At 42.5% G+C, this 19,670-nt stretch carries 19 protein-coding genes and 1 riboswitch; of the genes, 17 read left to right on the forward strand and 2 right to left on the reverse strand.

Annotated features, from left to right (window positions below; genetic code table 11):
• The first annotated feature begins 11 nt into the window (after positions 1-11).
• The 11 genes from ACTJKA_RS09385 to ACTJKA_RS09435 all read left to right on the forward strand — a co-directional run bounded on the left by ACTJKA_RS09385 (position 12) and on the right by ACTJKA_RS09435 (position 11,869).
• A complete protein-coding gene (locus ACTJKA_RS09385; RefSeq protein ID WP_008345990.1) occupies positions 12-416 on the forward strand; it encodes a DUF350 domain-containing protein in 405 nt (134 codons plus the stop codon).
• Positions 417-578: 162 nt separating this feature from the next.
• A complete protein-coding gene (locus ACTJKA_RS09390; RefSeq protein WP_035701944.1) occupies positions 579-1,034 on the forward strand; it encodes an Imm63 family immunity protein in 456 nt (151 codons plus the stop codon).
• A 100-nt stretch (positions 1,035-1,134) separates the two neighbouring features.
• Positions 1,135-2,844, forward strand: a complete 1,710-nt coding sequence (locus tag ACTJKA_RS09395; protein WP_008345988.1) for an AMP-binding protein — start codon at positions 1,135-1,137, stop codon at positions 2,842-2,844.
• A gap of 174 nt (positions 2,845-3,018) precedes the next feature.
• Positions 3,019-3,603 (forward strand): TetR/AcrR family transcriptional regulator, encoded by a 585-nt coding sequence (locus tag ACTJKA_RS09400; protein ID WP_017367816.1) that lies wholly within the window; start codon positions 3,019-3,021, stop codon positions 3,601-3,603.
• 25 nt (positions 3,604-3,628) lie between these two features.
• On the forward strand, positions 3,629-4,408 hold the full coding sequence (locus ACTJKA_RS09405) for an enoyl-CoA hydratase (RefSeq protein WP_017358245.1): 780 nt from the start codon (positions 3,629-3,631) through the stop codon (positions 4,406-4,408).
• A 31-nt stretch (positions 4,409-4,439) separates the two neighbouring features.
• Positions 4,440-5,213, forward strand: a complete 774-nt coding sequence (locus ACTJKA_RS09410) for an electron transfer flavoprotein subunit beta/FixA family protein (RefSeq protein WP_210552158.1) — start codon at positions 4,440-4,442, stop codon at positions 5,211-5,213.
• A gap of 44 nt (positions 5,214-5,257) precedes the next feature.
• On the forward strand, positions 5,258-6,235 hold the full coding sequence (locus ACTJKA_RS09415; protein WP_017358243.1) for an electron transfer flavoprotein subunit alpha/FixB family protein: 978 nt from the start codon (positions 5,258-5,260) through the stop codon (positions 6,233-6,235).
• Between the two features lie 75 nt (positions 6,236-6,310).
• Entirely contained in the window at positions 6,311-7,789 is a 1,479-nt protein-coding gene (locus ACTJKA_RS09420) for an alpha-N-arabinofuranosidase (RefSeq protein WP_440607706.1), read from the forward strand.
• A gap of 246 nt (positions 7,790-8,035) precedes the next feature.
• Positions 8,036-8,350, forward strand: a complete 315-nt coding sequence (gene trxA, locus ACTJKA_RS09425; RefSeq protein ID WP_007501629.1) for a thioredoxin — start codon at positions 8,036-8,038, stop codon at positions 8,348-8,350.
• A 140-nt stretch (positions 8,351-8,490) separates the two neighbouring features.
• Positions 8,491-10,263: an excinuclease ABC subunit UvrC gene (gene uvrC, locus ACTJKA_RS09430; protein WP_007501627.1), complete on the forward strand. Its 1,773-nt coding sequence runs from the start codon at positions 8,491-8,493 to the stop codon at positions 10,261-10,263.
• Between the two features lie 61 nt (positions 10,264-10,324).
• Positions 10,325-10,502, forward strand: a riboswitch (Lysine riboswitch).
• Positions 10,503-10,633: 131 nt separating this feature from the next.
• Positions 10,634-11,869, forward strand: a complete 1,236-nt coding sequence (locus ACTJKA_RS09435) for an aspartate kinase (protein WP_113747106.1) — start codon at positions 10,634-10,636, stop codon at positions 11,867-11,869.
• Positions 11,870-12,037: 168 nt separating this feature from the next.
• Here ACTJKA_RS09435 and ACTJKA_RS09440 read toward each other — a convergent pair whose 3' ends face one another.
• Positions 12,038-12,481, reverse strand: coding sequence for a YslB family protein (locus tag ACTJKA_RS09440; protein ID WP_008345974.1), 444 nt, complete (start codon positions 12,479-12,481; stop codon positions 12,038-12,040).
• 283 nt (positions 12,482-12,764) lie between these two features.
• On the opposite strand from ACTJKA_RS09440, the gene ACTJKA_RS09445 reads away from it, so the two are divergent.
• The 5 genes from ACTJKA_RS09445 (at position 12,765) to ACTJKA_RS09465 (ending at position 17,306) form a co-directional block, all read left to right on the forward strand.
• Complete coding sequence (locus ACTJKA_RS09445; RefSeq protein ID WP_007501622.1) at positions 12,765-13,373, forward strand: succinate dehydrogenase cytochrome b558 subunit; 609 nt, start codon at positions 12,765-12,767, stop codon at positions 13,371-13,373.
• Between the two features lie 37 nt (positions 13,374-13,410).
• Positions 13,411-15,171, forward strand: coding sequence for a succinate dehydrogenase flavoprotein subunit (gene sdhA / locus ACTJKA_RS09450; protein WP_007501620.1), 1,761 nt, complete (start codon positions 13,411-13,413; stop codon positions 15,169-15,171).
• 1 nt (position 15,172) lies between these two features.
• Positions 15,173-15,937: a succinate dehydrogenase iron-sulfur subunit gene (sdhB, locus tag ACTJKA_RS09455; protein ID WP_008345969.1), complete on the forward strand. Its 765-nt coding sequence runs from the start codon at positions 15,173-15,175 to the stop codon at positions 15,935-15,937.
• Positions 15,938-16,059: 122 nt separating this feature from the next.
• On the forward strand, positions 16,060-16,518 hold the full coding sequence (locus tag ACTJKA_RS09460) for an acyl-CoA thioesterase (RefSeq protein ID WP_265153678.1): 459 nt from the start codon (positions 16,060-16,062) through the stop codon (positions 16,516-16,518).
• Positions 16,519-16,589: 71 nt separating this feature from the next.
• Positions 16,590-17,306 (forward strand): biotin--[acetyl-CoA-carboxylase] ligase, encoded by a 717-nt coding sequence (locus tag ACTJKA_RS09465; protein WP_440607707.1) that lies wholly within the window; start codon positions 16,590-16,592, stop codon positions 17,304-17,306.
• A gap of 141 nt (positions 17,307-17,447) precedes the next feature.
• Here the strand turns inward: ACTJKA_RS09465 and ACTJKA_RS09470 are convergent, their stop codons facing one another.
• Positions 17,448-18,578: a 2-methylaconitate cis-trans isomerase PrpF family protein gene (locus tag ACTJKA_RS09470; protein ID WP_017367811.1), complete on the reverse strand. Its 1,131-nt coding sequence runs from the start codon at positions 18,576-18,578 to the stop codon at positions 17,448-17,450.
• A gap of 135 nt (positions 18,579-18,713) precedes the next feature.
• Between ACTJKA_RS09470 and ACTJKA_RS09475 the strand changes: the two genes are divergently transcribed.
• Positions 18,714-19,574, forward strand: a complete 861-nt coding sequence (locus ACTJKA_RS09475) for a LysR family transcriptional regulator (RefSeq protein WP_007501609.1) — start codon at positions 18,714-18,716, stop codon at positions 19,572-19,574.
• Positions 19,575-19,670: the final 96 nt, after the last annotated feature.

Genomic DNA, 19,670 nt, shown 5'->3' on the forward strand with positions numbered 1-19,670 from the left:
GGAGAAAACGCATGAAAGCCTTTTGGGAAAATGAACTTGTGGAAATTGCCGCCTATTACAGCGTGGCCGTCCTATGTCTTGTCTTATTTCTTACCATATTTGAACTCGTGACCTCCTATAAAAACTGGGAAGAGATTCAGCGGGGGAACTTAGCTGTTGCTATGGCAACCGGCGGGAAGATTTTTGGGATTGCCAATGTCTTTCAGCATTCCATCGCTCAGCACAACTCCCTTCTTCAAATGATCGGATGGGGCGTATACGGCTTTGTGATGCTGCTTGTCAGCTATTTCATTTTTGAATTTTTAACACCACGATTTAAAGTAGACAAAGAGATTGAGAATGATAATAGAGCGGTCGGGTTTATTTCACTCATTATTTCTGTTGGGCTGTCTTATGTAGTAGCAGCCGGCATTTAAGGAGACGACATGGAAAAACTAGCCAAAGTATTAATTGTAGTTGCCTGCACTTTTGCGGTTATTGGTGCCGTTTACATGTTCCTGTAAAATGAAGAATACATTCTAGAAAGCTGTCAGGGAAAACCTTGACAGCTTTTCACTCATCAAAGGCGGCGAATCAGAATGAATCAAATCTTGCAAAAAGACGAACTCATAAAGCGCATTGACAGTTGTCTCAAAAAGACATCTCTTCCCCAAGACATATATGAACCGTATGTTGCGCGTCCTTTTCAAACGACTGGTTTTTTTGATGATTTGAGTCCATATATCGACATTGATCCATCCGGCTATATTCTTATTCAATATGAACGAGGGATTAAAGTGCTTCATAAAAGAACAAAAGAGGCGGATGAAGTCGTATATTGGATTTTAGAAGACACCATCTTTCTAACTGTGTATCTAGACATGATGAGACAATATCAAGTGGACAACATCCAAACACATTTACCTAATGACCCTAGTATCCATAAACAGATTGTGGAGAGAGTCCATGAGTCATTTCGTGCGATCGGTGGATTATACGAAAAGTGGCATCATGAAGGGAAAAGAGCCTCTATAGAAACACCGGCGAAAAAATGAAGATGTGCCATAGAACGAGCTCGATTTGAAAAAAGCAAACTGCCATAAGGAAAAGTTTGCTATAATAAAATAGTACGAAAGTTCAGGAAGGAGGGTTTTTATGCAGTCAGATAAACGATGGCTTCTGCATTACCCGAATCAAATTCCCCACGAACTCACCATCCCAAATGAAACATTGCAATCTTACTTATTCAGCTCCGCAGAGGCAGCACCTGAGCATACAGCCATTCATTTTTTAGGAAAAAACATCACCTACCAGCAGTTACAAGAAGATGCGCTGAAATTAGCCAGTCACTTGATTGACATCGGTGTCAAAAAAGGCGACAGAGTAGCGATTATGCTGCCAAACTGCCCGCAATCGGTGATTTCTTATTATGCGGTTTTAATAGCAGGCGGCATTGTCGTTCAAACCAATCCGCTTTATACGGAGAAAGAACTGGAATATCAAATGGAGGACAGCGGCTCTAAGGTGCTGATCACTCTCGATCTACTGTATCCAAAGGCCTATAAAATGAAAGCGCTGACAAGTATGGAACATTTGATCATCACAAAATTACAAGATTACTTGCCATTTCCGAAAAACATATTGTTTCCGATTGTCCAGCGAAGGAAAAACAACATGGTCATCCAAGTGGAGAAGAGTGATTCCATTCATCATTTCTCACAGATCATGAAAGAGTCGTCAGGAGAACAGATTCCGCAAATATCCTTTCAACCGAAAGAGGATGTCGCAGTTTTGCAATATACAGGCGGAACGACCGGTTTACCAAAAGGAGTCATGCTCACACACGAAAATATAGTAGCCAATACAGAAATGTGTGCATCCTGGATGTATAAAACGAACCGTGGAAAAGAACGGATTCTAGGGATCATTCCGTTCTTTCATGTATACGGCATGACGACCGTGCTAAACCTTGCAGTCAAAGAAGGTCATCAAATGATTCTTCTTCCGCGTTTTGATGCAGCGGATGCCTTGAAGACTATTGAAAAACAGAAACCGACGCTGTTCCCAGGAGCACCAACGATGTATATTGCCCTGCTTCATCATCCGAATATTGAGAAGTATGACCTATCATCCATCACGGCATGCTTAAGCGGATCGGCCGCTCTTCCTGTTGAAGTCAAACAGAGTTTTGAAAAACTAACAGGAGGAAGGCTGGTGGAGGGATATGGACTTTCAGAAACTTCTCCTGTCACTCATGCCAATTTCTTATGGGGAGCGAACAAAATAGGAAGTATCGGGTGCCCTTGGCCGAATACGGATGCCGGTATTTATTGTGAAGAAACGGGTGGACTCAAAGCGCCATATGAGCATGGAGAGATTATCGTCAAAGGTCCTCAAATCATGAAAGGGTACTGGAATCAGCCGGATGAGACAGCGGCAGTGTTAAGAGACGGCTGGTTTTTCACAGGAGACATTGGGTATATGGATGAGGATGGTTTTTTCTATATCGTAGACCGGAAAAAAGATGTCATCATCGCGAGCGGCTATAATATTTACCCAAGAGAGGTTGAAGAAGCCCTTTATGAGCATGAGCTTGTACAAGAAGTGGTTGTGGCGGGTATTCCAGATCCGTATAGAGGGGAAACAGTAAAAGCCTTTGTTGTCCCGAAAAAGGATGCCTATGTAACAGAGGATGAACTGGATCGTTTTGTTAGAACAAGAATTGCCTCATTTAAAGTGCCGCGTGTCTACGAATTTAAGGAATCACTGCCTAAAACGGCTGTAGGGAAAATCTTGCGCAGAGTGTTAATTGAAGAAGAAAAAAGAAAGCAATCATCTTCAACAGAAGAACCAGTCGATCAATGAGAGAATGAACCAGCATCATCCGGTCAAGCGGCCGGATGATTTGAATTGTACGTGTCTGCTCTGGTATGCTAAAGGTTGAAAAGAAAGAAGAACATCACTTGACAAATCACTCGTTTCTTTTTAACATAAAGTTATGAATGAATGCTCATTCAATTTAGAAAGGGACGAAGCACATTGAAGCAGAAAAGACCGAAGTACATGCAAATTATTGATGCAGCCGTTGTGGTGATTGCAGAGAACGGCTACCATCAATCACAAGTTTCAAAGATTGCCAAACAAGCAGGAGTAGCAGACGGAACCATTTATCTCTATTTCAAAAACAAAGAGGATATTCTGATCTCGTTGTTTAAAGAAAAAATGGGACAATTCATCGAACGGATGGAAAACGATATTCAAAAGAAACCGTCTGCGAAAGAAAAGCTTCTTCTCCTCATTCGAGAACACTTTCGCCTGCTATCGCAAGACCATCATTTGGCCCTTGTGACACAGCTTGAACTCAGGCAGTCAAACCTTGAACTGCGCCAAAAAATCAATGAGGTGCTGAAAGGGTATTTAAATATGCTAGACTCCATTTTAACCGAGGGAAAGAAGACAGGAGAATTTAGACAAAATCTAGATGTCCGCTTAGCGAGACAAATGGTATTTGGGACGATTGATGAAACCGCTACAACATGGGTCATGAATGATCAAAAGTATGACCTGCCAGCACTCGCAGAAAGTGTACATGATCTTCTCTTAAACGGAATACATCAATCTTAAAGACAATTGAAAAAGGATGATTGACATGGAAAAAATACTTAGCTTACACCAAGACGAACAGACAGCACTCATCACGATTCAACACCCGCCTGCAAATGCCTTATCCTCTCAGCTTCTCACTGAACTCAACGACATGTTTGATCAGCTTGAACAAAACAGTGAAGTGAGAGCTATTGTCATTCATGGAGAAGGTAGATTTTTCTCAGCAGGTGCTGATATTAAAGAATTTACGACCTTGCAGGAAGAATCTGATTATGCCAGCCTTGCAGACAGAGGACAGCAAGTGTTTGAACGAATTGAACAATGTCCAAAACCGGTGATTGCTTCCATTCACGGGGCAGCATTAGGCGGCGGGCTTGAGCTGGCGATGTCGTGTGATATTCGAATCGCAACAAAAGATGCAAAGCTGGGACTGCCGGAATTAAATCTCGGTATTATCCCAGGATTCGGCGGAACGCAGCGCCTGCCTCGCTACGTTGGATCAGCTAAAGCACTTGAAATGATGGGAACAGCTGAGCCAATTACAGGAGAAGAAGCATTTGCCTGCGGACTTGTTTCAAAACTTGCGGAAACAGAGGAAGAAGCGCTGGAAACAGCGAAAACATTGGCGGCGAAATTTGCAGCGAAAAGCCCTAAAACGCTTGAGTATGTGCTTGAGTTATTGAATGCGACAAAAGTGTACTCATATGATGGCGGAATGAAGCTGGAAGCCAAAAAGTTTGCTGAGGTGTTCCAGTCGAATGATGCCAAAGAAGGCATCCAAGCTTTTATTGAAAAGCGTAAACCGAATTTTAAAGGGGAATAAGGGATTAGTACGACACAAGGGGGAGAAATGAATGAATATTTTTGTTTTAATGAAGCGTACGTTTGACACGGAAGAGAAAATCTCTATTCAGTCTGGTGCTATTCAAGAAGATGGGGCAGAGTTCATTATTAATCCTTATGATGAGTACGCAATTGAAGAAGCGATTCAGCTTCGGGATGAGCACGGGGGAGAAGTAACGGTCGTGACAGTTGGCAATGAAGATACGGAGAAGCAGCTTAGAACAGCACTTGCAATGGGCTGCGATCAAGCCGTTTTATTAAATGTTGAAGATGATTTGGAGGAGTGGGATCAGTTTTCCGCTTCTACGATTCTATATCACTATCTCAAGGATAAAGAAGCTTCCTTGATCTTAGCAGGGAATGTAGCGATTGACGGCGGGTCTGGACAGGTGGCCCCGCGTCTTGCTGAATTACTCGGTTTTCCATATGTCACAACCATTACAAGTATTCAAATCGACGGCGGCTCAGCTTCAATTGAGCGAGATGCAGAGGGTGATGTGGAAGTGATTTCTGCCGAGCTCCCGCTAGTGGTCACCGCGCAGCAAGGTCTCAATGAGCCTCGTTATCCATCGTTACCAGGCATCATGAAGGCAAAGAAAAAGCCTTTAGAAGAACTGGAATTAGACGATCTAGATCTAGATGAAGACGATGTGCCATTTAAAATCAAAACAATCGAACGTTTCTTACCGGAGAAAAAAGAGGGTGGCAAGGTGTTGAGCGGAGAGCTTCAGGATCAGGTCAAGGAACTGACAGACCTGCTAAGAAATGAAGCAAAAGTCATCTAAACATCCACTTTACGATATCACGAGAACAAGGGGGAGCTTATAGGATGAGTAAAAAAGTTGTTGTACTTGGAGAAAGTCGTGACGGTAAATTAAGAAATGTGACATTTGAAGCGATTGCTGCCGCTCACGAGGTGGCTGATGGCGGTGAAGTGATTGGCGTTTTAATAGGGGATCACGTCAAAGACCAAGCGGATGAACTGCTTTATTATGGAGCGGATCATGTGATGATCGTCGAGCACCCGCATCTTTCTTATTATACGTCTGATGGTTTTGCGCAGGCGCTTCAAGCAATATTAGATCAAGTCAATCCTGATGCAGTGCTCTTCGGTCATACATCAATCGGAAAAGACTTGTCACCAAAAATAGCTGCACGCCTGCAAACTGGCTTAATTTCAGATGCAATAGATGTAAGCGTTACCGGTGAACACCTTGTTTTCACTAGACCGATTTATTCAGGAAAAGCTTTTGAAAAAGTCATTTCAACAGATCGTCTGCTTTTGGCTACTATCCGTCCAAACAACGTGGCACCGCTGGAGCGTGATGCGTCACGCAGCGGAGAAGTGACGCCAGTTTCTGTCGATATTCAAAACCTAAGAACGATCGTGAAGGAAGTCATTAAAAAAACATCAGAAGGTGTAGATTTATCTGAAGCGAAGGTTATTGTCGCAGGAGGCAGGGGGGTCAAGAGCAAAGAAGGCTTTGAACCGCTGAAAGAACTTGCCCAAACACTTGGCGCAGCAGTCGGTGCCTCGCGTGGTGCATGTGACGCTGACTACTGCGATTATGCCCTGCAAATTGGTCAAACCGGTAAAGTGGTCACACCTGACCTTTACATTGCCTGCGGGATTTCAGGAGCTATTCAGCATTTAGCCGGTATGTCCAACAGTAAAGTCATTGTTGCAATCAACAAAGACCCAGAAGCTGAAATCTTCAAAATCGCTGATTACGGAATAGTTGGTGACTTATTCGAAGTCGTTCCGCTTTTAAATGAAGAGTTAAAAAAGATGAATATCCATTCTTAACGCTCATACACTCAGAATGCCTAGGTATTCTGGGTTTTTTTGTATGTTATCACGAAACAAAGGAGCGGTTTACAAGTGAATGGGACAGTAAAAGTCAATGAAGTGATTGGACGCATTTCTAAACACATCTATGGACACTTTCAAGAGCATTTAGGAAGAGGAATTTATGACGGAATTTGGGTAGGGAAAGATTCAGAGATTGATCATGTTGAAGGGATTCGTACTGATGTGCTAAAGGCCCTTCAAGCCTTACATATCCCGGTGCTGAGGTGGTCGGGGGGCTGTTTTGCAGACGAGTATCATTGGGCAAACGGCGTCGGTGATCTGAGTGAACGAAAGCCGATGGTGAATACTCATTGGGGTGGCACCGTTGAATCAAATGCGTTTGGTACACATGAATTTATGAGACTGTGTGAATTACTTGAATGTGAGCCTTATATTTGTGGAAACGTTGGAAGCGGTTCTGTTCAAGAATTAGCAGAATGGATTGAATATATCACATTTCCTAAAGGGACACCTATGTCGGATTGGCGCATTCAAAATGGAAAACAAGAACCGTGGGAGCTGACGTATGTTGGTGTAGGTAATGAAAGCTGGGGATGTGGTGGAAATATGACGCCAGAGTATTATGCAGACTTATATAAACGCTACCAAACGTATGTGAGAGAATTTGCTGGTCAGCGCATTTACAAAATCGCATGCGGTGCGAATTCAAATGATGTGAATTGGACAAAAGTATTAATGGAGCGTGCAGCGCCTTGGATGGATGGGCTCAGTTTGCATTACTATACGGTCCCAGGAACATGGGAGAAAAAAGGGTCTGCGACTGATTTTGATGAGGATGAGTGGTTTACAACGCTGAAAAAGGCGTCTGAAATGGAGCGGCTTGTCGTGGAACACGGAAAAATCATGGATCGTTATGATCCAGACAAGCGAATTGGGATGATTATTGATGAATGGGGGACATGGTATGATCCAGAACCGGGGACAAATCCAGGTTTTTTGTATCAGCAAAACACATTAAGAGATGCCCTAGTCTGTGCCTTGCATTTTCATATTTTTCATCGCCATTGCCAGCGGATTCATATGGCGAATATTGCCCAGACCGTCAATGTGCTGCAAGCGATGGTGTTGACGCAGGACGAAAAGATGCTTCTGACACCTACCTATCATGTATTTCACATGTTTCAAGTGCATCAAGAAGAAGAAGCGCTTGAAGTAGAATTGAATGCTCCTTCGTATGAACGCCGGGGTGAAAAAATCCCTCAAGTCAGTGTGTCAGCCTCGCGGTCATCTGACAAGATGCATATTAGTTTATGTCATGTGAATCCCCATGAAAAAGCAGACGTATCTCTTGCGATAGAGGGAATCGATGCAAAAACGAAGGTCACTGGCCGTGTACTGACTGCTGATCGGATGAATGCGCACAATACGTTCGATGACCCTCATTCCGTTCAGCCTGCGGACTTTCGGCAATTTGCTGTTAAGCACGGCGAGCTGACTATTGATCTGCCGTCTATGTCGGTTGTCATGTTGACCGTCGATCTGGCTTGATCGCATATTTCAATGTTTGATGAGAAGAATGTTGGGGCATCATACATTGTAAATGAAGCGGAAAGGGTGTCATGTCATATGCTTAGAACCATTCTAATGATCATCGGTGCGATTGTTGTTATTGGTGCGATTATACGGTTTGTTTTTTAATTCATTTCATAAAAAATGATTCGTAAGCATTTCATTCGCAAGTCACATTGGTAGATGCTATACTAAAAAGCATAATTTACATTGGAGGAATGAATAATGGCAATCGTAAAAGCTACTGACGCAACATTTTCACAAGAAACTGCAGAAGGTGTTGTTCTTGCAGACTTTTGGGCACCTTGGTGCGGACCTTGTAAAATGATTGCTCCAGTTCTTGAAGAACTTGATCAAGAAATGGGCGATAAAATGAAAATTGTTAAAATTGATGTGGATGATAACCAAGAAACTGCTGGTAAATACGGCGTTATGAGTATCCCAACACTTCTTGTTTTAAAAGACGGTGAAGTCGTCGAAACGTCTGTTGGTTTCAAACCAAAAGAAGCACTAGCTGAGCTTGTAAACAAACATCTATAAACCGATCTATGCCCGCGTGGCATGATCTCAAAAAGCGGTTCTCGTATAGTCGAGAGCCGCTTTTCTTTCATCATGGTATAAAACAAATGTTCGTGATACACTAGAAGGAGTGAAAGCGGAAAACAAGGACGGATGAAAATATGAACAAATTGATCAAAGAAAAGCTGTCAGTCTTACCTGATCAACCAGGCTGTTACTTAATGAAAGATAGACAAAATACGATCATTTATGTGGGAAAGGCAAAGGTATTAAAAAATAGGGTCCGCTCTTATTTTACAGGATCTCATGATGCCAAAACGCAGCGGCTTGTCAGTGAAATCGAAGACTTTGAATACATTGTCACCTCTTCAAATATTGAGGCACTTATTTTAGAGCTGAATTTAATCAAAAAATATGACCCGAAATACAATGTCATGCTCAAGGATGATAAAACGTACCCTTTTATTAAAATTACGAATGAACGTCACCCTAAGCTGATTGTCACTCGCAATGTGAAAAAGGATAAAGGGAAATACTTCGGTCCATATCCGAACGTACAAGCAGCAAGAGAAACGAAAAAGCTGCTCGACCGTTTATATCCACTTAGAAAATGTGCGACACTCCCTGACCGAGTCTGTCTTTATTATCATCTTGGACAATGTCTTGCTCCGTGTGTGTATGACATTTCTGAAGAAACGAATAAACAGCTCGTCGACGAAATCACAAGATTTCTAAACGGAGGACATCAGCAAATCAAGAAAGAATTAACAGAGAAGATGCAAGAAGCGGCCGAACAATTAGAGTTTGAGCGGGCAAAAGAGCTGAGAGATCAAATCGCATACATTGACTCAACGATGGAAAAGCAAAAGATGACGATGAGTGACTTATCTGATCGTGATGTGTTTGCCTATGCTTATGATAAGGGCTGGATGTGTGTCCAAGTCTTCTTCATCAGACAGGGAAAATTAATCGAACGTGATGTCAGCCTATTTCCGATGTATCAAGACCCTGAGGAAGAATTTCTCACGTTTATGGGGCAGTTTTATGAAAAAAACAACCACTTTTTGCCGAAGGAAATTTTGGTGCCAGACAGCGTCGATCAAGAGATGATTGAGCAATTGCTTGAAACGAATGTTCATCAGCCGAAAAAAGGAAAGAAGAAGGATTTGCTTTTACTTGCCCACCAAAATGCCAAAATTGCTCTCAAAGAAAAGTTCTCGCTTATAGAGCGTGATGAAGAACGGACAATTGGTGCAGTGAAGCAGCTTGGAGATGCACTCAATATTTATATGCCATACCGGATTGAGGCTTTTGATAACTCCAATATCCAAGGAGCAGACCCCGTTTCCGCTATGGTTGTCTTCCAAGACGGGAAGCCGTATAAAAAGGAATACCGAAAATACAAAATTAAAACCGTTGAGGGGCCTGATGATTATGCTTCCATGCGTGAAGTCATTAGAAGGCGGTATACCCGTGTGTTAAAAGATGAACTGCCGCTTCCTGACTTGATTTTAATCGACGGAGGAAAAGGACAAATCAACGCAGCCATAGATGTGCTCGAAAATGAATTAAATCTGTCTGTTCCTGTGGCAGGTCTTGTGAAAGATGAAAAACACAGGACATCGAATCTGATGATGGGTGATACGCTTGAAATTGTTGCGCTGGAACGGAATAGTCAGGCCTTTTATTTATTGCAGCGTATTCAAGATGAAGTGCACCGATTTGCGATTAGTTTTCACCGGCAGCTGCGCGGGAAGAATGCTTTTCAGTCTATTCTAGACGATGTCCCAGGTATCGGAGAAAAGCGTAAAAAGCAGTTGCTTAAACATTTTGGCTCTGTGAAAAAGATGAAAGAAGCCTCTATCCAGGATTTTCAGGACGCTGGTATTCCGAAACAAACGGCTGAACTTTTAATGGAGGCATTAAAAAAATAGATTGTACTTTTTCCAAAAGTCTGTTAAGATGTGACTAATTTAATAAATGAACGTGTTGTTTGTTGAAGATAGAGGTGCGAACTTCAAGAGTAAGCCTTCAGAGATCGAGGGGATCTAGGAAGAGGGCTGAAAGGGGAGCGTCGCCGAAGTGAATAAAATCCACTCATTTTATTCGCTGGCTGTACATTGAAGAAATGTAGGGCTGTCAAGAATGTATTTCTTGGAGGGCTATCTCATTGTTTGCATCGTTTGATGATGATTTTAAAGCAATGGGAGATTTGTTCTCTCATTGCTTTTTTATTTGCAGTGCAGAGAGCAGTCTCCGCAGCCTCTTCTCTCACACGTGATCTTTTGAAAAAGGGTGGTAGACATGGGACTAATTGTACAAAAATTTGGTGGAACATCTGTTGGATCGACAGAAAAAATTCGCAATGCCGCAGAGAGAGTCATCGCTGAACGCGAGGCAGGAAATGATGTGGTCGTGGTTGTGTCTGCGATGGGCAAATCAACGGATGTTCTAGTAGACCTAGCGAAAGAACTCACAGATGATCCAAGCAAAAGAGAAATGGATATGCTACTGACAACTGGTGAGCAGGTGACCATTTCATTATTAGCGATGGCGCTGCAAGCAAAAGGTTATGATGCCATTTCCTTTACAGGCTGGCAAGCTGGGATGAAAACAGAGAAGGTGCACGGAAATGCAAGAATCGTGGACATCGATGAAGCAAGAATCCAAGAAGAACTGAGTGCTGGAAAAGTCGTCGTTGTAGCAGGTTTCCAAGGAATTGCGGATGATCTACATATTACAACACTTGGGCGTGGTGGATCAGATACGACAGCAGTGGCACTAGCTGCGGCACTCAAAGCGGACAAATGTGATATTTATACGGACGTACCAGGTGTGTTTACAACAGATCCTCGTTATGTGCCGTCTGCGCGAAAACTTGCAGGAATTTCATACGATGAAATGCTTGAGTTAGCCAATTTAGGAGCAGGTGTGCTGCATCCGAGAGCGGTCGAATTTGCGAAAAATTATCAAATCCCACTAGAAGTCCGTTCTAGTATTGAGAATGAATCGGGTACGTTAATTGAGGAGGAATCATCCATGGAACAAAATTTAGTTGTAAGAGGCATTGCATTTGAAGATCAGATGACACGCGTAACGGTATGCGGCCTTTCAAGCGGTTTAACAACGCTATCGACGATTTTTACGACACTTGCAAAGCAAAATATCAATGTCGATATCATCATTCAGTCTGTCACAAGCACCAATCAGACCTCCATCTCTTTCTCTGTGAAAACGGATGATTTGTCTAAAACAGTTGAAGTATTAGAAGAATACAAAGGTGCGCTTGGTTATGAGCAGATTGAGACAGAAAGCAAATTAGCCAAAGTATCCATCGTTGGCTCTGGTATGGTCTCAAACCCAGGCGTTGCGGCTGAAATGTTCGCTGTGTTAGCTCAAAAAGACATTCAAGTGAAAATGGTCAGTACGTCTGAGATCAAGGTCTCAACAGTCGTTGATCGTGAAGATATGGTGAAAGCTGTAGAAGCCCTTCATGATGCGTTTGAATTATCAAAGGTGAGCGCCGCTGCTCATTCTTAAATCTTCAAAAGAGGTGTATCCCATGAAAAGATACACCTCTTTTTTATATTGGAAATCATCAGCATATGAAGAAAGGAAAACGTGCGTAAACCGGTACGCCAAGTGTGCTATGATAGAAGGACATATAAAAAAGGCGTGACACGAAGTCCACGCCTTTCATAAACATTGTTAGCTAGGGTCTCTTAAATCCCATTTAACGGTCAAAATGACTTTATCAGCACGCTTTTTTACTTGTTCATAGGATTCAGCCACATGCTCATTGAGCAGCTGAATCTGTTCAGCGATAAAACCTGCTTCCATTTGAAAGCATGGCTCCTTTTGATAGCTGAGTCGATTCGATACAAGTGGACCTTCGAGCTCAAACTCAATTTCCTGTTTTTTCGAATGGACCATCGTGAGAGTTCCCCATCCGGCATCATGGAAAAATTCGGGGATCTTCTCCCATGACTCTTGAGGAAATTTACGAGCAAGCAGTTTACCCGCAAAATACATCATAGATGAATGATCCTGACCAAGAATGTCAGGCAGCAGAACTTCGCGTATCAGCTCGTAGGCAAATCCATTGACTTCAATTTCTTTTAGCTGTTCTAAGTTAGATTCGAATTTATTCATTGTATGGCTCCCCTCTTTCAACAATTTATTATAGCTTATGTGGGCATATGATGACAGAGTTTTCCCTGAAGTCTAAGAAATTCTTATTGTAGTAAAACGAATTTTGATTTAAAACTTTTAAATTTCGGAAAATTTTAATTTATGTACGCGGTTTCTTGACGCTTTTTTGACATAGGAGTAAAATGAAATTGTCAATAAATTTGAATAAAGTGCTTACAATTGAAAGAAGCGGGGGTAAGACAATTTTCAAGCAATTGCACTTTTTTTACTAGGGGGTAAAGTAATGTCGGGGAACAAAGAATTTTTTTATCGGAGATTGCATTCTTTGCTTGGCGTCATTCCGGTCGGTCTATTTTTAGTACAGCACTTAGTGATTAACCACTTTGCGACGAATGGACCAGAGGCGTTTAACAAAGCTGCACACTTTATGGAACAGCTTCCATTCAGATATGCACTTGAGCTGTTCGTGATTTTCTTACCACTGATCTATCATGCTGTTTATGGGGTGTACATAGCCTTTACGGCACAAAACAACACGTCTCGCTTCAGTTACTTAAGAAACTGGTTGTTCAGACTGCAACGGATTACAGGTATCATCACATTGATTTTTGTCACTTGGCACGTATGGGAAACACGCATTCAAGCGCAGCTTGGTGCTGAAGTAAACTATGACATGATGGCGAATATTTTAAGCTCTCCATTTATGCTAGGTTTCTATATTGTCGGCGTTTTATCTACTATTTTCCACTTTGCTAATGGCTTGTGGTCATTTGCTGTCAGCTGGGGAATTACAGTTTCACCACGCTCACAAAGAATCTCCACATATGTGACATTAGGTATATTTATAGCGCTTTCATATGTAGGGCTAAGAGCAATTTTCGCTTTTGTTTAAGAGGAAATAGATTAGTAGAAGAGGGAGAGGGGCTACAATGAGTAATTCTAGCATCATCGTTGTCGGAGGCGGCTTAGCTGGTCTCATGGCAACTATCAAAGCAGCAGAAGCGGGAACAGCTGTTAAACTATTTTCAATCGTACCTGTAAAACGTTCGCATTCTGTTTGTGCACAGGGCGGAATTAACGGAGCGGTCAATACAAAAGGTGAAGGAGATTCACCTTATGAGCATTTTGATGACACGGTATATGGCGGAGACTTTTTAGCTAACCAGCCGCCAGTAAAGGCAATGTGTGAAGCAGCGCCGTCCATTATCCACTTACTTGATCGTATGGGTGTAATGTTTAACAGAACACCAGAAGGATTACTGGACTTCCGCCGTTTCGGGGGAACACAGCACCACCGTACAGCATTTGCTGGTGCGACAACAGGTCAGCAGTTATTATACGCACTAGATGAGCAGGTTCGCCGCTATGAAGTAGCGGGGCTTGTGACGAAATATGAAGGCTGGGAATTCCTTGGCGCTGTCTTAGATGACGAAGAAGTATGCCGAGGCATTGTCGCACAGAACTTGACGACAATGGAAATCGAATCCTTCCGTTCAGATGCTGTCATCATGGCAACAGGTGGCCCTGGTATCGTATTCGGTAAATCAACGAACTCCATGATTAATACCGGATCAGCTGCATCGATCGTTTATCAGCAAGGTGCTCATTATGCTAATGGAGAATTCATTCAAATTCACCCAACAGCGATCCCAGGAGATGACAAGCTGCGTCTCATGAGTGAATCAGCTCGTGGTGAAGGTGGACGTGTTTGGACATATAAAGACGGAAAACCTTGGTACTTCCTTGAAGAAAAGTACCCAGCATACGGGAACCTTGTACCGCGTGACATTGCAACGCGTGAAATTTTCGACGTATGTGTCGAGCAAAAGCTTGGCATCAACGGAGAGAACATGGTATACCTTGATCTTTCTCACAAAGATCCGAAAGAGCTAGATATTAAGCTTGGCGGAATCATTGAAATCTATGAGAAATTCATGGGTGATGACCCGCGTAAGCTTCCGATGAAAATTTTCCCGGCTGTTCATTATTCAATGGGCGGATTATGGGTTGATTATGATCAAATGACGAATATCAAGGGCTTGTTTGCTGCAGGAGAATGTGATTACTCTATGCACGGCGGAAACAGACTTGGTGCAAACTCACTGCTTTCTGCGATTTACGGCGGAATGGTTGCTGGACCAAATGCTGTGAAATACATTAGCGGTCTTGAAAAGTCTGCAGAAGATTTATCATCTGCAACATTCGACAGTGCCGTGAAGAAAGAGCAGGAGAAATGGGACAACATCCTTAGCATGGATGGCACAGAAAATGCATATGTGCTTCATAAAGAGCTTGGAGAATGGATGACGGACAACGTGACAGTGGTTCGTTACAACGAGAAGCTCTTAAAAACAGATGAGAAGATTGAAGAACTGATGGAGCGCTATAAGCATATTAACATCAACGATACAGCTTCATGGAGCAACCAAGGCGCTGCCTTCACGCGTCAGCTTGACAACATGCTTCAGCTAGCACGCGTGATTACGATTGGGGCTTACAACCGGAATGAAAGCCGAGGCGCACACTATAAACCGGAATTCCCAGAAAGAAACGATGAAGAATTCCTAAAAACAACGATGGCTACGTTCAAAGGGAAAAACCAAAAACCTGCATTCCACTATGAGGACGTCGATGTATCGTTAATTGCACCTCGTAAACGAGATTACTCGAAGAAAAAGGTGGAGAAATAAGATGAGTGAAAAAAACACGATTCAATTTATTATCACACGTCAAGATACAGCAGATGGCAAGCCTTATGATGAGGAATTCGAAATCCCTTACCGTCCGAATATGAACGTCATTTCTGCTCTCATGGAAATCAGACGTAATCCGGTCAATAAAAAAGGTGAAAAAACAACGGCGATCAACTGGGACATGAACTGTCTTGAAGAAGTATGTGGCGCTTGTTCCATGGTCATTAATGGAACGCCTCGCCAGTCATGTACAGCACTAATTGACAAGCTAGAGCAACCGATTCGTCTTCAGCCGATGAAAACTTTCCCGGTTGTGAGAGACTTGCAGGTTGATCGAAGCCGTATGTTCAATTCATTGAAAAAAGTCAAAGCATGGGTGCCGATCGATGGCACATATGATCTTGGACCTGGACCAAGAATGCCTGAGAAAAAGCGTCAATGGGCGTATGAGCTTTCGAAGTGTATGACATGTGGTGTCTGCCTTGAAGCTTGTCCAAACGTGAATGATAAGTCTTCCTTTATGGGCCCTGCACCGCTTTCACAAGTTCGTCTATTTAACGCACATCCGACAGGTGCAATGAATAAGTCTGACCGTTTAGAAGAAATTATGGGTGATGGCGGTCTTGCAAACTGCGGGAACTCTCAAAACTGTGTGCAGGCTTGTCCGAAAGGAATCCCGCTCACAACATCAATTGCAGCACTTAACCGAGATACAACTTTACAAGCTTTCCGTAACTTCTTCGGAAGCGATCACGCAGAATAACATCACATTCAGTCCTCCTTGCCAATCATGATGAGTGTTTACAAGAGGCTGGATGCAAAACATAACAAACGCCTCTTCCAATACGGGAGAGGCGTTTTGTTTGCGAATAAGGAGTGGATCAAATGAGGCTGCCGTCATATATTGAAGAACCGTTTGAAGAGTGGAGGGCATCGTTTCGATTTTATGTGGAAACAACCGTCCGTTTTTCAGAAACGGATATGTTTGGTCACATGAACAATGTCACCCCGTTTGTGTATTTTGAAGAGGCGCGGATTGCCTTCTTTCAAAAAACAGGAATTGTGGATAAACGAATGAAGCGCGCGAGAGAGACGATTACGGTCGTGGCAAACCTTCAATGTGATTACATCAAGCAAGTGGAGATCGGTGAGAGGCTGCGTGTGTACGTAAAGCCAGAAAAGGTTGGATCAAGCTCCCTCATCCTTCATTATTTAGGAGAAAATGAGCAGCAAGAACCGTGTTTTACAGGCTCTGTCACGATGGTGCAAATAAGTAAAGACACCGGTGCCCCTGTACAGTTTACAGAAGAGGAAAAAGAAACTTTTCAAGCCCAGCGACATTAAAGAATCACGGGTAGATGCTTCATTTTGTTATAATAAAAAAATCAGATGAAGAAGAAACAAAAGGAGATCACATGAAGATTTTTCAATACGACACCATTGATAGTACAAATAATGAAGCGAAAAGGCTCATTCAGCAAGGAGAAACCCCTTCATTTGCTGTGTATGCCCGGCAGCAGACAGCGGGAAGAGGCAGGCTTGGCAGACCGTGGGAAACGCCTACAGGGAATGTGGCTGTCACGATGACAGTAAAACCTCCAGTAGATATCTCCACCCAATCAACGATTGCCCCGCTGACGGCACTCGCCATTTATGATGTACTCAAACCACTCATGAGAGCAGAGGATCAGCTGACAATCAAATGGCCAAATGATCTATTGATTAATGAAGCGAAAGTATCTGGCACATTAATTGAAGCAGATCGCAGCGCCATTTACATCGGTGTGGGCATCAATGTAGTGACAAAGCCAGAGCACGTTCCGTATAAAACCGTTTGCCTATCAGAACTGACTGAGGTGAAAGCGGACCAGCTAGTGAAAGATTTGGCAGAGGCCTTTGAAAAATACCATGCACGCTGGCAAATGGAAGGATTTGAAGCCCTCACTGCCCTTTATAACAAACGATTATATCGGCTGAATCAACCGCTTCGTATTTCATTAGATCGTGAAAAGCAAACATGGCAGGAAGGGATTTGCTGTGGTGTGAACCGTTATGGTCATATTCAGTTAAAAGATGATCAAGGACATATAAAAGCCCATTCAGCAGGAGATATTGATGCACCGCCCAAGTAGACAATTTCTCGTTCGATGAGTGTGTAGAAAACCGTTGCATTCGATGTTAGAACGGAGTGCTTTAAGATCTTTACACTGAAAAAAAGACAAAGAGCTAAAATCAGTTCATTTTAGCTCTTTGTCGACAAGATGACGTCTCATTTATGCTTCTCTTTTTATTTGAGGTTGAACCATGTAGTCTTTTTTTGTAAAGACCACTCCATCTAGGATTTCTCTTGCGGTTCGAATGACTTTCACTCTGTTTTGTGAGATATCAATTTCAGTTTGCATAATACCAGCAGGATGACCAATTCGAAGTGTATCATCTTGACCTTGAAACAGCTGTGCCGGAAGCGTTTGATCCATGAAACAGCTGGCTGACACACAGACAGATCCGGTGATGGCAAGTGCTTGGTGCGGTCTTTGCATCGATAGCATCCGAACAATGATGTCCATATCTGCTGCTCTTCTCAATATTCCATTTGTATCTACATAATCAGCAGGCTCGCTGATGATCGCAAGCTTTGGAACAGCTGGAGACTGTAATGTGGCCAGTTCTTTTGGTGCAAAATGGCACATTTCAGCAGCGATGGAACGAATCTCTTCTAAATCATCCAGCAATTCGTCTGTAAACTCCTCAGGCAATTCAGTTCCTTTTAATTGAATATCTTTGGCACGGACAAAGGCGATTGGATTTGCAATGTCAACGATTGAGATCGGAATCTCTCCAAACTTTGTCTGGATCGTATCCATTTTGTTTCCAGTCGGAAAGGTTTTACCTGTGACAGCGCCTTCAGGTTTCTCAAAGGATAAATAAATGGGAGAACCTGTTCCTTTCACTCCTGGAATTTCTGCCTGTCCTTCAAATTTCACTTCTCCGTTCTCGACTTCTACCTCTGCCACAATGATTTTATTCGTGTTGGTATTCAGAATACGTACCGTTGTGACAGGCTCAACTGCTTGGACAAGTCCTTTAATGATGGCATACGGTCCAACTGCTGATGAGATATTCCCACAGTTTCCTTTAAAGTCGACAAATCTTTCATTGATGCTGACTTGTGCAAACGTATAGTTCACATCCACATCTGGACGAGTGGCTTTATCGATAATGGCCACCTTACTTGTTAAAGAATTACCGCCCCCGATTCCATCAACTTGCAGCCGGTCAGGGCTGCCCATAATGTCTAATAGAAATGCTTCGAGCTCATCGTGTTCGTAAGGTGCATCATTTGCTTGAATGAAGACCCCTTTGCTTGTACCGCCTCGCATGATTGTGATTGGAACTTTTCTCATTGCTCTCACCCTCAATTGTTTAGTTACTATTTATCTAATCAAAATGGTAAAGTAAAATAAGAAATAAGTTAAATACATTATTTTAAGAGAAACCGATAAAATATTTTTATAACAAGGTCAAAAGGAGGGCACACAATGGATGAGAAAGATTGGCGGTTTTTAAAGGTGCTATATGAAGAGAAGAACATCACAAAAGCGGCAGAAAAATTATTTGTATCGCAGCCTGCCTTAAGTTATCGATTGAAACAGCTTGAAGAGGAATTTGACATGAAGCTTTTCTTTAAAAGAAAAAGAGGCATTGAATTTACATCAGAGGGCGAATACTTGGCTAAATACGCAAATGACATGCTCAAGCAGCTCCAGCAAACGAAAGATGGCATGCTCAATATGCAAAAAAAGGTCAAAGGAACGATCAGGTTAGGGGTGTCGAGTAACTTTGCTCAATATAAACTGCCGGAAATTTTAAGAGAGTTTTCTAAGCAGTATCCACATGTTCAATTTATGGTGAACACAGGGTGGAGCACAAAAGTCATGGATTTATTAGGTACATCAAGTGTACATTTAGGGATTTTAAGAGGAGATTACGACTGGAATGGAGAGCGATTCTTGCTTGATAAAGAACGCCTTTGTATCATTTCAAAATCAGAAATACAGCTAAAGGACCTTCCGAAGCTGCCGCTCATTGACTATCACACGGATAGTTCATTAAAACGATTGATTAACAGATGGTGGCAGGAGACGTTCACGATGCCTCCGCTTGTGACAATGGAGACAGACAGGCAAGATACATCAAAAGAGATGGTGAAGCATGGTTTAGGTTATGCCATTGTCCCGGAAATTTGCCTCAGACCAAGTGATGAGCTATTTGTAAAAGGTCTTTCGTATAAAGATGGACAGCCTGTTTTAAGAGATACATGGCTCATGTACCAGCCGGATTCCCTTCATTTGTCTGTTGTGAAAGCATTCATTGAGTTTTTAAGAAGTCAGCAAGGCTAATTATAAAAAAAATTTATTGAATAGACGAAAAAATCGATATTTTCATTATAAAAAAAGCTATTATATCCTTGAAATAGAAAGCGCTAACATTTCGGG

The organism is Bacillus sp. 22190 (genome assembly GCF_052045575.1).
GTDB lineage: Bacteria > Bacillota > Bacilli > Bacillales > Bacillaceae > Bacillus > Bacillus altitudinis.

Excerpts from the sequence above, each read along its gene's own strand:
- ACTJKA_RS09435 (WP_113747106.1), top strand. The coding sequence starts at position 10,634 with ATGGGACTAATTGTACAAAAATTTGGTGGAACATCTGTTGGATCGACA.
- ACTJKA_RS09405 (WP_017358245.1), top strand. The coding sequence starts at position 3,629 with ATGGAAAAAATACTTAGCTTACACCAAGACGAACAGACAGCACTCATC.
- ACTJKA_RS09465 (WP_440607707.1), top strand. The coding sequence starts at position 16,590 with ATGAAGATTTTTCAATACGACACCATTGATAGTACAAATAATGAAGCG.
- ACTJKA_RS09415 (WP_017358243.1), top strand. The coding sequence starts at position 5,258 with ATGAGTAAAAAAGTTGTTGTACTTGGAGAAAGTCGTGACGGTAAATTA.
- uvrC (WP_007501627.1), top strand. The coding sequence starts at position 8,491 with ATGAACAAATTGATCAAAGAAAAGCTGTCAGTCTTACCTGATCAACCA.
- ACTJKA_RS09385 (WP_008345990.1), top strand. The coding sequence starts at position 12 with ATGAAAGCCTTTTGGGAAAATGAACTTGTGGAAATTGCCGCCTATTAC.
- ACTJKA_RS09460 (WP_265153678.1), top strand. The coding sequence starts at position 16,060 with ATGAGGCTGCCGTCATATATTGAAGAACCGTTTGAAGAGTGGAGGGCA.
- ACTJKA_RS09445 (WP_007501622.1), top strand. The coding sequence starts at position 12,765 with ATGTCGGGGAACAAAGAATTTTTTTATCGGAGATTGCATTCTTTGCTT.
- ACTJKA_RS09390 (WP_035701944.1), top strand. The coding sequence starts at position 579 with ATGAATCAAATCTTGCAAAAAGACGAACTCATAAAGCGCATTGACAGT.
- ACTJKA_RS09475 (WP_007501609.1), top strand. The coding sequence starts at position 18,714 with ATGGATGAGAAAGATTGGCGGTTTTTAAAGGTGCTATATGAAGAGAAG.
- sdhA (WP_007501620.1), top strand. The coding sequence starts at position 13,411 with ATGAGTAATTCTAGCATCATCGTTGTCGGAGGCGGCTTAGCTGGTCTC.
- trxA (WP_007501629.1), top strand. The coding sequence starts at position 8,036 with ATGGCAATCGTAAAAGCTACTGACGCAACATTTTCACAAGAAACTGCA.
- ACTJKA_RS09470 (WP_017367811.1), bottom strand. The coding sequence starts at position 18,578 with ATGAGAAAAGTTCCAATCACAATCATGCGAGGCGGTACAAGCAAAGGG.
- ACTJKA_RS09395 (WP_008345988.1), top strand. The coding sequence starts at position 1,135 with ATGCAGTCAGATAAACGATGGCTTCTGCATTACCCGAATCAAATTCCC.
- ACTJKA_RS09410 (WP_210552158.1), top strand. The coding sequence starts at position 4,440 with ATGAATATTTTTGTTTTAATGAAGCGTACGTTTGACACGGAAGAGAAA.
- ACTJKA_RS09440 (WP_008345974.1), bottom strand. The coding sequence starts at position 12,481 with ATGAATAAATTCGAATCTAACTTAGAACAGCTAAAAGAAATTGAAGTC.
- sdhB (WP_008345969.1), top strand. The coding sequence starts at position 15,173 with ATGAGTGAAAAAAACACGATTCAATTTATTATCACACGTCAAGATACA.